General features: G+C 58.8%; 10 protein-coding genes. 3 read left to right on the forward strand and 7 right to left on the reverse strand.

The genetic code is table 11. From position 1 onward, the window contains the following. Window positions 1–87: 87 nt before the first annotated feature. From cmk to mtnA, 7 genes are all read right to left on the reverse strand, one after another. The gene (cmk, locus tag BM395_RS07980) at window positions 88–774 is read right to left on the reverse strand and encodes a (d)CMP kinase (RefSeq protein ID WP_170860575.1); all 687 of its coding nucleotides are present in this window, start codon (window positions 772–774) and stop codon (window positions 88–90) included. Then, window positions 774–3029, reverse strand: coding sequence for a bifunctional prephenate dehydrogenase/3-phosphoshikimate 1-carboxyvinyltransferase (locus tag BM395_RS07985; protein ID WP_244528949.1), 2256 nt, complete (start codon window positions 3027–3029; stop codon window positions 774–776). The genes cmk and BM395_RS07985 overlap by 1 nt, the downstream gene beginning before the upstream one ends. Further along, window positions 3026–4135, reverse strand: a complete 1110-nt coding sequence (hisC, locus tag BM395_RS07990; protein WP_090510422.1) for a histidinol-phosphate transaminase — start codon at window positions 4133–4135, stop codon at window positions 3026–3028. Before hisC ends, BM395_RS07985 begins: the two co-directional genes overlap by 4 nt. 104 nt (window positions 4136–4239) lie before the next feature. Next, window positions 4240–5346, reverse strand: coding sequence for a prephenate dehydratase (gene pheA / locus BM395_RS07995; RefSeq protein ID WP_170827798.1), 1107 nt, complete (start codon window positions 5344–5346; stop codon window positions 4240–4242). Beyond that, the gene (serC, locus tag BM395_RS08000; RefSeq protein ID WP_090511006.1) at window positions 5346–6431 is read right to left on the reverse strand and encodes a 3-phosphoserine/phosphohydroxythreonine transaminase; all 1086 of its coding nucleotides are present in this window, start codon (window positions 6429–6431) and stop codon (window positions 5346–5348) included. The genes pheA and serC overlap by 1 nt, the downstream gene beginning before the upstream one ends. Window positions 6432–6586: 155 nt before the next feature. After that, window positions 6587–9232 carry a DNA gyrase subunit A gene (gene gyrA, locus BM395_RS08005; RefSeq protein WP_090510424.1) on the reverse strand — a complete coding sequence of 882 codons (2646 nt, stop codon included), beginning with the start codon at window positions 9230–9232 and terminating at the stop codon, window positions 6587–6589. A gap of 248 nt (window positions 9233–9480) precedes the next feature. Next, on the reverse strand, window positions 9481–10557 hold the full coding sequence (mtnA, locus tag BM395_RS08010) for an S-methyl-5-thioribose-1-phosphate isomerase (protein WP_090510427.1): 1077 nt from the start codon (window positions 10555–10557) through the stop codon (window positions 9481–9483). A 240-nt stretch (window positions 10558–10797) separates the two neighbouring features. On the opposite strand from mtnA, the gene BM395_RS08015 reads away from it, so the two are divergent. The 3 genes from BM395_RS08015 to mupP all read left to right on the forward strand — a co-directional run bounded on the left by BM395_RS08015 (window position 10798) and on the right by mupP (window position 13635). Further along, the gene (locus BM395_RS08015) at window positions 10798–12120 is read left to right on the forward strand and encodes a TRZ/ATZ family hydrolase (protein ID WP_090510431.1); all 1323 of its coding nucleotides are present in this window, start codon (window positions 10798–10800) and stop codon (window positions 12118–12120) included. A 145-nt stretch (window positions 12121–12265) separates the two neighbouring features. Next, window positions 12266–12964: a bifunctional 2-polyprenyl-6-hydroxyphenol methylase/3-demethylubiquinol 3-O-methyltransferase UbiG gene (ubiG, locus tag BM395_RS08020; RefSeq protein ID WP_069901878.1), complete on the forward strand. Its 699-nt coding sequence runs from the start codon at window positions 12266–12268 to the stop codon at window positions 12962–12964. Continuing rightward, window positions 12964–13635, forward strand: a complete 672-nt coding sequence (gene mupP / locus BM395_RS08025) for an N-acetylmuramic acid 6-phosphate phosphatase MupP (protein ID WP_069901877.1) — start codon at window positions 12964–12966, stop codon at window positions 13633–13635. The genes ubiG and mupP overlap by 1 nt, the downstream gene beginning before the upstream one ends. The last annotated feature ends 77 nt before the right edge of the window (window positions 13636–13712 follow it).

Genomic DNA, 13712 nt, shown 5'->3' on the forward strand with positions numbered 1-13712 from the left:
GACTGGTCCCACGCATGCCGCCCTGTTCAAATTAGTTACAAGCGTTAGCTTGCGGCTAATCTGAAGAAGCCCGAGTATTCAGGCTTCTCAACCGGCGAGATCGCGAATGGCGACCTCACTCAGAATTCTTTCAATCACTTGCTCGATGGTCATCTCTGTCGAGTCCAGCACGATCGCGTCATCTGCAGGCTTTAACGGCGCTACAGCACGCTGAGTATCACGCTCATCCCGCAGGCGAATCTCATCAAGTAGACTCGCAAGATTAACATCATCGCCCTTGGCCTTCAACTGCAAGTAGCGTCGGCGCGCACGCTCCTCGGCACTGGCTGTCAGGAAGATTTTCAGTGGTGCATCCGGGAACACCACAGTGCCCATGTCGCGACCATCGGCAACCAGCCCCGGCATCTCGCTGAATGCCCGCTGACGCTCTAGCAAGGCCTCGCGCACGCCCGGCAAGGCTGCAACAACCGAGGCGTTGGCGCCAATCTGCTCATTACGGATGGCGTTGGTAACCTCCTCGCCTTCCAGAATAATGCGCTGATCGAAGTCGGCACACGCCGCGATAAATTGAACATCCAGATGAGCGGCAAGCACTTTCAACGATTCTTCGTTGCTCAGGTCGACGCCATGGTTGCGCGCGGAAAAAGCCAGCAGGCGGTAAAGCGCGCCGGAATCCAGCAACGCCCACCCCAAACGCTGAGCCAAACAACCGGCAACCGTGCCTTTACCCGAGCCACTTGGCCCATCGATTGCGATTACCGGCGCTTTGCTCATCACGACTTGCCCTCTTCTGTTACACGCATGCCCACTTTGCCAGCCAATGCCAGGAAGTTAGGGAACGAGGTGGCGACGTTGGCGCAATCGTGAATCTTGATTGGCGCGGTCGCACGCAGCGAGGCCACACTGAAGGCCATCGCGATGCGGTGGTCGCCATGCGCATAGACTTCGCCCCCGCCCATGCTGCCACCTTCGATGATAATGCCATCGGGGGTCGGCTCGACTTTGACGCCCAGACTCAGCAAGCCATCCGCCATCACCTGAATGCGATCAGACTCCTTGACCCGCAACTCTTCAGCGCCGCGCAGCACAGTGCGCCCTTCAGCGCAGGTGGCAGCGATGAACAATACCGGGAACTCGTCGATTGCCAACGGCACCAGATCTTCCGGAATATCGATACCTTTAAGCTTAGCTGAGCGCACGCGAATATCTGCAACCGGCTCGCCGCCGACTTCACGCTCATTCTCAAGGGTAATGTCGCCGCCCATCAGCTTGAGGATGTCAATAACGCCGGTGCGCGTCGGGTTGACGCCAACATGTTCAAGTACCAGTTCAGAGTTCTCGGCGATGCTCGCTGCAACTAGGAAGAACGCAGCCGATGAGATATCAGCCGGCACCTCGATGTGCGTGCCTGTCAGCTTGTGACCGGACTCGACGGTGGCGCTATTGCCTTCAACCGTCACCGGATAACCGAAACCGCGCAGCATGCGCTCGGTGTGGTCACGGGTCGGCGCTGGCTCGATCACGGTAGTGGAACCGGCTGCGTAAAGCCCCGCCAACAAAAGGCAGGATTTAACCTGAGCGCTGGCCATTGGCATTTCGTAAGTCATACCGCCCAGACGACGACCACCGCGCACAGTCAGCGGCGGACGCCCTTCCGGCGCGGCGTCGATCAATGCACCCATTGCACGCAGCGGCTTGGCCACACGGTTCATCGGACGCTTGCTCAGCGATTCGTCGCCAGTCAGCGTGGTATCGAATGTTTGCGCAGCCAGCAGGCCACTCAGCAGGCGCATCGATGTGCCCGAGTTGCCCAGATAGATTGGCCCCGGCGGCGCTTGCAAGCCATGCAGGCCTACACCATGAATCGTCACGCGGCCGTGATCCGGCCCCTCAATGACCACACCCATGTCGCGAAATGCCTGCAGGGTCGCCAGCGCATCTTCGCCTTCAAGGAAACCTTCGACTTCGGTCACGCCTTCGGCCAGCGAGCCGAGCATGATCGAGCGGTGGGAAATCGACTTGTCGCCCGGCACACGAATGCGCCCGTTTACGTTACCGCCTGGCTGAGCCAGAAAAATCAGATTATTCGAGTGCATAGCGTCCACATAGGCCCTGCGGGCCAGTATTTTGCTGAAATGCTCACGGGCTACCCGGGCGCGCGTAAATACGCCCAGTAGTTGATGCCCGTCGCCTGCGTCAACCGCGGCACGTAGAGCGTCGAGATCGTCGCGAAATAAGTCCAGGTTGTGCAGCACCGCCTCGCGATTGGCGAGGAAGATATCGTGCCACATCACCGGATCACTGCCAGCTATGCGCGTAAAGTCGCGAAAGCCACCAGCGGCGTAACGGAATATCTCCAGGTTTTCACTGCGCTTGGCCAGCGAATCAACCAGACCAAACGCCAGCAGATGCGGTAAGTGGCTTGTGGCCGCCAACACTTGGTCATGGTGATCGACCTGCATCTGTTCAACATCGGCGCCCAGTGCGCGCCAAAGCTGCTCGACCAGCGCGACGGCTTGCGCGTCGGTCTCGTCCAGCGGCGTAAGAATGACTTTATGCCGACGAAACAACGCCGCATTAGCCGCCTCGACGCCACTTTGCTCGGAGCCGGCAATCGGGTGGCCCGGCACGAAGCGCGCCGGCATGGCGCCGAACGCCTCGCGCGCAGCCCGCACCACATTGCCTTTAGCGCTGCCAACATCGGTAAGCACCGCATTACCCAGATCGAGCTTGGCCAATTCAGCCAGCAAGCGCTCCATGGCGAGTATCGGCACAGCTAACTGAATGACGTCGGCTCCAATGCACGCCGTTGCCAGATCAGCCTCGCAGCGATCAACCACGCCGAGTTCGACAGCCTGCACGCGCGACGGCGCATCCAGGTCAACGCCAACCACTTCACGGCACAGGCCACTGCTGCGCAAACCCTTGGCAAAAGAGCCGCCAATCAGCCCCAGCCCCACGACAACCAGACGATTGATAATCGGCGCTTGAGCAGCAACGGGCTGGGTGTTTTTGTGCAAATCGCTCACGCGCTCAACACCTTGGCCAACGCTTCAAGGAACCGCGCGTTCTCAGCTGGCAAGCCGATCGAGACGCGCAAGTAGTTCGGCATCCCGTAATTGGCCACAGGGCGAACAATCACACCCTCGCGCAGCAAGCCCTGATAAACCGGCATGCCTTCACGACCGACATTGACGGCGATGAAGTTGCCCTTCGACGCAATCCACTCAAGGCCCAACGCCTTGAAACCGGCTTCGAGTTGCTGCATGCCGGCGTCATTCAACTCACGGCTCTGCTGCAGGTAGCTGTCATCAGCGAGCGCTGCGCAAGCAGCGGCAATGGCCAGGCTGTTGACGTTGAACGGCTGGCGCACTCGATTCAGCACATCGGCAATCTGCGCCGAGCTGATGCCATAGCCCACCCGCAAGCCAGCCAAACCGTAAGCCTTGGAGAACGTCCGCGAAACCAGCAAATTGCTGTGCTTGGCCAGATAATCGAGGCCATCTGGCAGCTCTTCGCCTTCGGCGTATTCGATATACGCCTCGTCAAGCACAACCAGCACCGACTCCGGAACCTGATCAAGGAATGCAGCCAACGCCTGCGGGCCAAACCAGGTGCCAGTCGGGTTGTTCGGGTTGGCGATGAACACCACGCGGGTATCGGCATCGATTGCCGCCAGCATGGCCTCAAGGTCGTGACCGTAATCCTTGGCTGGGACGATGTTGCAGCGCGCGCCCACGGCCTGCGTGGCAATCGGATACACCGCAAATGCGTGCTCACTGAACACAGCATTCAGGCCGGGGGCGAGATAGGCCCGCGCCACCAGTTCCAGAATATCGTTGGAGCCATTGCCCAAGGTGATCTGATTGGTTTGCACGGCGCAACGCGCAGCAAGCTGGCTCTTCAGCGCAAAACCATTGCCATCGGGATAACGCGTCAGTTCAGCAAGCTCGGCTGCAATGGCCTCGAGCGCCTTGGGGCTCGGGCCCATCGGGTTTTCGTTACTGGCCAGCTTGACGATGGTCAGCGGATCAAGATCCAGTTCACGGGCCAGCTCATCAACCGGCTTGCCTGGCACGTAGGGCGACAGTTTTTGCACGCCTGGCTGGGCCAGGGCGAGGAAATCACAACTCATTGCTTGCCTCGTTTTGCCAATCGTCTCAGTGGCGTCGCACGCATTAACAGCAGGCGACGCCATTGCGATAGTTGCTAAAGACCGCTACAGATTTGCGCAGTGCTTTATAGAACCGCTTTCGGGTAGGAACCCAGCACTTTCAGCGCGACGGCCTCTTGATTGATCTTCTCCAGCACATCCTTGATCAACGGATCGCGATGGTGGCCGACGAAATCAATGAAGAACACATAGGTCCATTTGCCGCTTCGCGACGGGCGCGTCTCGATACGCGTGAGGTCGATACCGTTCTTGTGGAACGGCACCAAAAGCTCGTGCAGCGCACCTGGCTTGTTGCTCATGGAAATGATCACCGACGTCTTGTCGTCACCGGTTGGCGGCACTTCCTGGCTGCCGATTATCAAGAAGCGCGTGGAGTTATCCGGACGGTCTTCGATCTTTTCAGCGTGTTTGGTCAGGCCATACAGATTAGCCGCCATATCACCGGCGATTGCTGCAGAGTTCCACTCACCTTTCACCCGCTTGGCCGCGTCGGCGTTGCTGGAAACCGCAACGCGCTCAACATTCGGGTAATGCGCATCCAGCCACTTGCGGCACTGCGCCAGCGACTGTGCGTGCGAGTAGATACGGGTGATTTTGTCAGTCTTGGTGGTATCGCCGACCAGCAGGTGGTGGTGAATACGCAGCTCGACCTCACCGCAAATTACCATGTCGTGCTCAAGGAAGCTGTCGAGCGTGTGGTTGATTGCGCCTTCGGTGGAGTTTTCAACCGGGACCACGCCGAAGTTGACTGCGCCCGCAGCCACTTCGCGGAACACCTCGTCAATTGCCGCCATTGGCACACTGACAACTGCGTGACCAAAGTGCTTCATGGCAGCGGCTTGCGAGAAGGTGCCTTCAGGGCCGAGGTAGGCGACTTTCAGCGGGTTTTCCAGCGCCAGGCACGAAGACATGATTTCGCGGAACAAACGCGCCATCTCTTCGTTATCCAACGGGCCTTTATTGCGGTCCATCACGCGCTTGAGCACCTGCGCTTCACGCTCAGGACGATAGAATACTGGCGTCTCGCCAACGGGCAGTGCGGCCATCTTGACCCGCGCCACTTCTTCTGCGCAACGCGCACGGTCACTGATCAGCTCAAGAATTTTCTCATCGAGGCTGTCAATACGCAGGCGCAAGGCCTGCAGTTCTTGCTCGGACACTACGTTGCTCATTAGCCGTGTTCCCTCTCGAATTCAGCCATGTAGGCAACCAGCGCCTGCACCGCATCGAGGCCGACCGCGTTGTAGATCGAGGCGCGCATGCCGCCAACCGAACGGTGACCTTTAAGGTTAAGCAAGCCGCGCGCATCAGCGCCGGCAAGGAATGGTTTATCCAGACGATCATCGGCCAGACGGAACGGTACGTTCATCCACGAGCGTGCATTAGTCGCAACCGGATTGCTGTACAGCTCGCTGCTATCGATTGCAGCGTACAGCAGCTCTTTCTTGGCACGATTGCGCAGCTCCATCGCCTCGACACCGCCCTGCTCCTTCAGCCACTCAAAGACCAGACCGGAGAGATACCAGGAGAAGGTTGCAGGCGTGTTGTACATGGAGCCGTTGTCTGCAGCAATTTTGTAATTGAGCATGGTCGGGCAGCTGCTGCGTGCACGACCCAGCAGGTCTTCGCGGACGATGGCAACAACCAGGCCGCTCGGGCCGATATTTTTTTGCGCACCGGCGTAGATCAGGCCGTACTTCGACACATCGAGCGGACGCGAAAGGATGTCGGAGGACATATCGGCCACCAGCGGCACGTCACCAACTTCGGGAATCCAGTCGAACTGCAAGCCGCCGATGGTCTCGTTGCTGGCGTAATGCACGTAGGCGGCATCTTTCGACAGCTGCCATTCGTTTTGCCCCGGAATCGCAAAGTAGTCATACGGCTTGGCACTGGCCGCAACATTGATATGGCCGTAACGCTTGGCTTCGTCGATGCTCTTCTTCGACCAGATACCGGTGTCGATATAGTCGGCAACACCGTCCTCCGGCAACAGGTTCAGCGGAATTTCGGCAAACTGCTGGCTCGCGCCGCCTTGCAGAAACAGCACCTTGTAGTCATTAGGGATGGTCAGCAAGTCGCGCAGATCCTGCTCCGCCTTACCCGAGATGGCGAGATACTCATCGCTGCGATGGCTCATCTCCATAACCGACAGGCCACGGCCTTGCCAGTCGAGAAGTTCGCTCTGGGCACGCTGCAGAACAGCTTCAGGAAGCGCGGCGGGGCCGGCGCAAAAGTTAAAGGCTCGCTTGCTCACATCCATCTCTCTTTAGTCACCGGAAACCGCACTCGGGCGGACACACATGCTTCAAGTCGGGATGAGTGGGCGCTGAACGCCACTCTTCACCGTAAATTCGTAGCGAAAAACGCCGGATAATCATCGTGACTTATCCGGCGTTTTTGCTGAGGGGATTATTCCGCCTCGGGTTCTACTGCTTCATCGCCAGCCTGTTCAGCGCTGCCGGTATCGACGACTTCATCGCCTTCAACCACAACACCTTCTTCGCCTTCCTCAAGCTCTTCTTCCGAAGGCTCTTGGACGCGCTCGAGGCCGACCAGTTTTTCATCCTTAGCCAGTTTGATCAGCGTCACGCCCTGAGTATTACGACCCAGGCTCGACACTTCACCGACCCGCGTGCGCACCAGCGTGCCCTGATCGGAAATCAGCATGATTTCTTCACCGTCGAGCACCTGCACAGCGCCGACCAGCTTGCCGTTACGCTCGTTGCTGACCATGGCGATTACGCCCTGACCGCCGCGCTTGTACTCAGGGAATTCACCGATTTCGGTGCGCTTGCCATAGCCGCGCTCGGACGCGGTCAGAATTTGGCTGCCCTCTTCCGGAATCAGCATGGAGATCAGCTTCTGCCCTTCGGCCAGACGCATGCCGCGAACACCACGGGCCGTACGACCCATTGCGCGCACGTCGCTCTCTTTAAAGCGGGTAACCTTACCGCCATCGGAGAACAGCATCACTTCACGATTACCGTCGGTGATCGAAGCCGAAATCAGCGTGTCGCCTTCATCCAGATCCAGCGCGATCAAGCCAACGCTGCGCGGACGGCTGAACTGCTCAAGCGGGGTCTTCTTCACGGTACCGCCAGCGGTCGCCATGAAGATGAAGTGACCTTCGGTGTACTCGTCGACCGGCAACATGGTGGTGATGAATTCACCCTCATCGAGCGGCAACAAGTTGACCAGCGGACGACCACGCGCAGCGCGCGATGCTTCTGGAATTTCGTAAGTCTTCAGCCAGTAAACCTTGCCGCGGCTGGAGAACAGCAGCAGCGTGGTGTGGCTGTTGGCGACCAGCAGATGCGAGATGTAGTCTTCATCTTTAACCCCAGTGGCCGACTTGCCTTTACCGCCACGGCGCTGCGCTTGATACGCGGCCAGTGGTTGCGATTTGGCGTAGCCAGTGTGGGAAATGGTGACCACACGCTCTTCTTCGGTAATCAGGTCGGCCAGCGTCAGGTCCAGACGGTTATCAAGAATCTCGGTACGACGTGCGTCACCGAATTCAGCCTTGATACCTTCCAGTTCTTCGGTGATCACTTCCATCAGGCGCTCAGCGCTGGTGAGGATGCGGATCAGCTCGCCAATCTGCGCCAGAATCTCCTGATACTCGGCAAGCAGCTTCTCGTGCTCAAGACCGGTCAGGCGGTGCAGGCGCAAATCAAGAATCGCCTGAGCCTGTTCTGGCGACAGGTAGTATTTGCCATCGCGCAGACCGTACTGCGGATCGAGGCCTTCCGGACGGCACGAGTCAGCGCCAGCGCGCTCAACCATGGCCTGAACCGCGCTCGATTCCCACGCATGGGCGATCAGCGCTTCCTTGGCTTCGGCCGAAGTTGGCGAGGCTTTGATCAGGGCAATAACCGGATCGATGTTGGACAGGGCAACCGCCTGACCTTCAAGGATGTGACCGCGCTCGCGCGCTTTGCGCAGTTCGAACACCGTGCGTCGTGTGACCACTTCGCGACGATGCAAAATGAACACTTCGAGCATGTCCTTGAGGTTCAGCACCTTCGGTTGGCCGTCAATCAGGGCCACCACGTTAATGCCGAACACGCCCTGCATCTGGGTCTGGGCGTAAAGATTATTCAGAATAACCTCGCCCACTTCACCGCGACGCAGTTCGATCACGATGCGCATGCCGTCTTTGTCAGACTCATCGCGCAGCTCGGTGATGCCGTCGAGCTTCTTCTCTTTAACCAGCTCGGCGATCTTCTCGATCAAGCGCGCTTTGTTCAGCTGGTAAGGCAGCTCGGTGACGATAATCTGCTGGCGACCGCCCACCTTGTCGATGTCTTCGATCTCGGCACGGGCGCGCATGTAAATACGGCCACGACCGGTGCGATAGGCTTCGACGATACCGGCGCGACCGTTGATGATCGCAGCCGTCGGGAAATCCGGGCCCGGGATGTACTGCATCAGCTCATCGACGGTCAGCTCAGGGTTGGCAATCAGCGCCAGACAGCCATTGATAACCTCGGTGAGGTTATGCGGCGGAATGTTGGTGGCCATGCCCACGGCAATACCGCTGGAGCCGTTGACCAGCAGGTTCGGAACCTTGGTAGGCATAACCGCCGGAATGATTTCGGTACCGTCGTAGTTAGGTACCCAATCCACGGTTTCCTTGTGCAGGTCGGCCAGCAACTCATGCGCCAGCTTGGTCATGCGCACCTCGGTGTATCGCATCGCAGCGGCGTTGTCGCCGTCGACCGAACCGAAGTTGCCCTGACCGTCTACCAACAGGTAGCGCAGCGAGAACGGCTGCGCCATACGTACGATAGTGTCATACACCGCGGTATCACCATGCGGGTGATACTTACCGATTACGTCACCGACCACACGAGCAGACTTCTTGTACGCCTTGTTCCAGTCGTTGCCCAACTCACTCATTGCATAGAGCACACGACGATGCACGGGCTTCAAGCCATCACGCGCATCAGGCAAAGCACGCCCGACGATTACGCTCATCGCGTAGTCGAGGTAGGACTGCTTCAGTTCGTCTTCGATATTGACCGGGAGGATTTCTTTGGCCAGTTCGCCCATGAGTAGCCTGGTTCCTTTTTCTGGTGAAACTCCGACTCGTTCTTCCTGAACCAATCGAAGCCTGTCGGGCTGAGCACTAGGCCAACCACGACTCACGACAAATCAATGAGTTATGCCATGTATCTGCGCACTTGAGGGCGCCTGTGAGGGCACCTTTAATAACTGCCGGAGCTTACCACAATCAGCGCCTTGCACCTATCCCCCAACGGGGCATAGCCGACCACACGCAAACTCCGGCATTCAGCCGCTCAATGCAGACGCTTGCGGCACATCAATTGTGTCAGTTTGGCCTTGTCCGGACGCTCGACTACACCCTTTTCCGTGACCAAAAAATCGATCAGATCAGCTGGTGTGACATCAAACACCGGATTGACTGCATCAACCTCAGCCGCCACACGATGACCGCCGACTTCGAGCAACTCGCAGCCATCACGCTCTTCAATCGGAATATCGTCGCCGCTCTCCAACTCCATATCAATTGTCGAGCTTGGCGCCACCACCATAAAACGCACGCCGTGGTGCATGGCATTCACCGCGAGCTGATAAGTGCCGATCTTGTTGGCCACGTCACCATTGGCGGTAATCCGGTCAGCGCCGACAATTACCCAAGTAATGCCACGGGTTTTCATCAGGTGGGCAGCTGCCGAGTCAGCATTCAGGCTGACCGGGATGCCTTCATTAAGCAGCTCCCAGGCCGTCAGACGCGAGCCTTGCAGCCAAGGCCGGGTTTCGTCGGCGTACACACGTTCAACCAGCCCCTCAAGATACGCCGCACGGATAACGCCAAGCGCCGTGCCGAAGCCGCCAGTGGCCAGCGCGCCGGTGTTGCAATGTGTCAGCAGATTCTGCGGATTGCCCTGCTGCTTGCGGATAAGCTCCGCGCCCAACTGCGCCATTGTCAGATTGGCTTCACGATCGCTGTCATAGATGCCGATCGCTTCGATTTCCAGCAGCGCCAGCGGGTCATCTTCTGGCTTGAGCTTGTCGAGGCGTTCGCGCATGCGATTCAGCGCCCAAAACAGATTGACCGCGGTCGGCCGCGAGTCCGCCAGCCGGGTGAAGTCTTGCTCCAGCGCCTCGCGCCAGTCACCGCCCTCAAGCAGGCGCGCACGCGCACCGAGCACCAGACCAAATGCTGCGGCAATGCCGATTGCCGGCGCACCGCGGACCACCATCGCCCGAATAGCATCGGCAACATCGGCAGCCGTGTGGTAACTCGACCACTTCTCCTCGAATGGCAGTACGCGCTGATCAAGCAGATGCAGAGCACCATCACGCCATTCAATGGCTTTAACTTTCTCCGCTGCCAGCAATTGCTCGCGCATGACACATCCCCCGTGGAGCAAAAGGCGGCGATTATACGCCGATGGTTTTATTTATCAGCAGCAATCACCACCGCATCGAAACAACCCGAACAATCACCCCAAGACCAAACTACCGGCCAATCCAACAGCCTATTAAAAGGTAGACCACACAACATTAGGCCGGGCCTTGCCCTTTAGCGCTTCAAGCCTGCCGCGATCCCCTATAAACTCGCAGGTTAAATGACTCGCGGAAACCAAACCATGACCCAAGCCCCACTCGACCTGCTCCTGCTACCTACCTGGCTAGTTCCGGTTGAGCCTGCCGCAGTGGTACTGAAAGACCATGGCCTGGGCATTCGCGACGGCAAGATTGCCTTGATCGCCCCGCGAGAAGAGGCATTGCAGCACGCGGCGCTCGAAGTACTGGAGTTACCCGGCCGGCTGCTCACGCCGGGCCTGATCAACAGCCACGGCCACGCGGCCATGACCCTTTTTCGCGGCCTGGCTGATGATTTACCGCTGATGACATGGCTGCAGGAACATATCTGGCCGGCGGAAGCCAAATGGATTGATGAGCAATTCGTTGAAGACGGCACCCGGCTGGCGATTGCCGAGCAGATAAAAGGCGGCATTACCTGCTTCTCGGACATGTACTTTTATCCGGAAACCGCCTGCAAGGTCGTGCACGACAGCGGTATTCGCGCGCAAATCACTATCCCTGTGCTCGATTTCCCGATTCCGGGCGCCCGCGATGCCAGCGAATCGCTGCACAAAGGCATGCGCCTGTTTGATGAACTCAGACACCACCCGCGCATCAAGGTCGCTTTCGGCCCACACGCGCCCTACACGGTGAGCGACGATAAACTGGAAAACATCCGCGTACTGGCCGAAGAGCTCGATGCCGGTATTCATATGCACGTGCACGAAACCGCCTTTGAAGTGCAGCAGAGCCTGGAGCTGACCGGCGAACGCCCATTGGCGCGACTGGCCCGCCTCGGCTTGCTGGGGCCGCGCTTTCAGGCTGTGCACATGACCCAGATTGACGATGAAGACCTTGAACTGCTGATTACCAGTAACAGTAACGTGATTCATTGCCCCGAGTCGAACCTCAAACTGGCCAGCGGTTTCTGCCCGGTCGAGAAACTGCGTCTGGCCGGCGTCAATGTGGCAGTAGGCACCGATGGCGCGGCCAGCAATAATGACCTCGACCTGCTTGGCGAAACCCGCACAGCCGCGCTACTGGCAAAAGCTGTCGCCGGTTCTGCTACCGCACTCGATGCCCACAGCGCATTGCGCATGGCCACGCTGAACGGCGCGCAAGCGCTGGGACTCGACGAGATCACCGGCTCGCTGGCGGTAGGCAAAGCGGCTGACATCAGCGTGTTTGACCTGAACGGCCTGGCCCAGCAGCCGGTGTACGATCCGGTTTCACAGCTGATCTACGCCACCGGTCGCAATTGCGTCGAACATGTCTGGGTAAACGGTAAGCCGCTGCTGAGCAACGGCCAGCTGACCCGGCTGGACGAACAACAGATTCTTAGCTCGACTCGCCAATGGGGCGAGAAGATTGCCCAAAAGGCATAAATAGCCGCTCACTCGCTGAATAGCGGGTACTGCGACAAACTGACATACACTGGCCCGACCTCGATCGCCCACTTTGGCGACTGAAACTGGCACCATGAGCCACGGCATTCACGGCCATCCGCCTGCAGCTTTATCAGGAACACTTATGAGCAACGTCGACCACGCTGAAATCGCCAAATTTGAAGCCCTCGCCCACCGCTGGTGGGACCGTGAGAGCGAGTTCAAGCCGCTCCACGAAATCAACCCGCTGCGTGTCAACTGGATCGACGAACGCGTCGGTCTGGCTGGCAAGAAAGTCCTCGACGTGGGCTGCGGCGGCGGCATCCTCAGCGAGTCGATGGCTCAGCGTGGCGCCACGGTAACGGGGATCGACATGGGCGAAGCGCCGCTTGCCGTGGCGCGCCTGCATCAACTTGAATCCGGCGTAGAAGTCGATTACCGGCAAATTACCGCCGAGGCCCTGGCGGAAGAAATGCCCGAGCAGTTCGACGTCGTCACCTGCCTGGAAATGCTTGAGCACGTACCGGACCCGTCATCGGTCATCCGCGCCTGCTATCGCATGGTCAAGCCGGGCGGCGAAGTATTCTTCTCAACCATCAACCGCAACCCCAAGGCTTACATGTTTGCGGTTATCGGCGCCGAATACCTGTTGCGCCTGCTGCCGCGCGGCACGCACGACTTCAAGAAGTTCATCCGCCCGTCCGAACTGGGCGCCTGGAGCCGTCAGGCTGGCCTTGAAGTCAAAGACATCATCGGGCTGACCTACAACCCGCTGACCAAGCATTACAAGCTTGCAGCCGATGTAGACGTCAACTACATGATCCAGACTCACAAGGAGGCGTGATGCGTTTACGCGCAGTACTGTTTGATATGGACGGCACGCTGCTCGACAGCGCGCCGGACTTCATCGCCATCTGCCAGGCCATGCGTCAGGAGCGCGGGCTGGAGCCGATTAATGAGAAGCTGATTCGCGACCAGATTTCTGGCGGTGCCCGCGCCATGGTCGCTGCCACCTTCGCCATGAGCCCCGAAGAGCCGACTTTCGAGGCCCTGCGCCTGGAGTTTCTGGAGCGTTATCAGTCGCACTGCGCCGTATTTACCCATCCGTTTGCCGGCATGGCTGAACTGCTCGGCGAAATCGAAAAGGCCAAACTGATCTGGGGCGTTGTCACCAACAAACCCCTGCGTTATGCAGAGCCGATCATGCAGCAGCTGGGCCTTGCCGAACGCTCGGCCATTCTGATCTGCCCGGATCACGTCACCAACAGCAAACCCGACCCTGAGCCGATGACGCTGGCCTGCAAAACCCTCGGCCTGGATCCGGCCAGTGTGCTGTTTGTCGGCGACGACCTGCGTGACATCGAATCCGGCCGTGCGGCGGGAACCAAAACCGCAGCCGTCACCTATGGCTATATTCACCCTGACGACAACCCGCGCCATTGGGGCGCCGACGTGGTGGTTGATAACCCGCAGGAGCTCATTGGCGTGCTCGACCGCGCACTGTGTAGCTGCTGACAACTGCAATACTGCCGAGCCTATCGGCAGTCACCTTCCAACAGGTGGCCGCACCCTAGCCCGCCACCTGCAGCCTG

Origin of the sequence: Pseudomonas marincola, from assembly GCF_900116605.1 — a bacterium.
Taxonomy (GTDB): domain Bacteria; phylum Pseudomonadota; class Gammaproteobacteria; order Pseudomonadales; family Pseudomonadaceae; genus Aquipseudomonas; species Aquipseudomonas marincola.

Bases quoted from the DNA above. Each gene is read 5' to 3' on its own strand.
- cmk (WP_170860575.1), bottom strand. From the start codon at position 774: ATGAGCAAAGCGCCGGTAATCGCAATCGATGGGCCAAGTGGCTCGGGT.
- hisC (WP_090510422.1), bottom strand. From the start codon at position 4,135: ATGAGTTGTGATTTCCTCGCCCTGGCCCAGCCAGGCGTGCAAAAACTG.
- pheA (WP_170827798.1), bottom strand. From the start codon at position 5,346: ATGAGCAACGTAGTGTCCGAGCAAGAACTGCAGGCCTTGCGCCTGCGT.
- gyrA (WP_090510424.1), bottom strand. From the start codon at position 9,232: ATGGGCGAACTGGCCAAAGAAATCCTCCCGGTCAATATCGAAGACGAA.
- mtnA (WP_090510427.1), bottom strand. From the start codon at position 10,557: ATGCGCGAGCAATTGCTGGCAGCGGAGAAAGTTAAAGCCATTGAATGG.
- BM395_RS08015 (WP_090510431.1), top strand. From the start codon at position 10,798: ATGACCCAAGCCCCACTCGACCTGCTCCTGCTACCTACCTGGCTAGTT.
- ubiG (WP_069901878.1), top strand. From the start codon at position 12,266: ATGAGCAACGTCGACCACGCTGAAATCGCCAAATTTGAAGCCCTCGCC.
- mupP (WP_069901877.1), top strand. From the start codon at position 12,964: ATGCGTTTACGCGCAGTACTGTTTGATATGGACGGCACGCTGCTCGAC.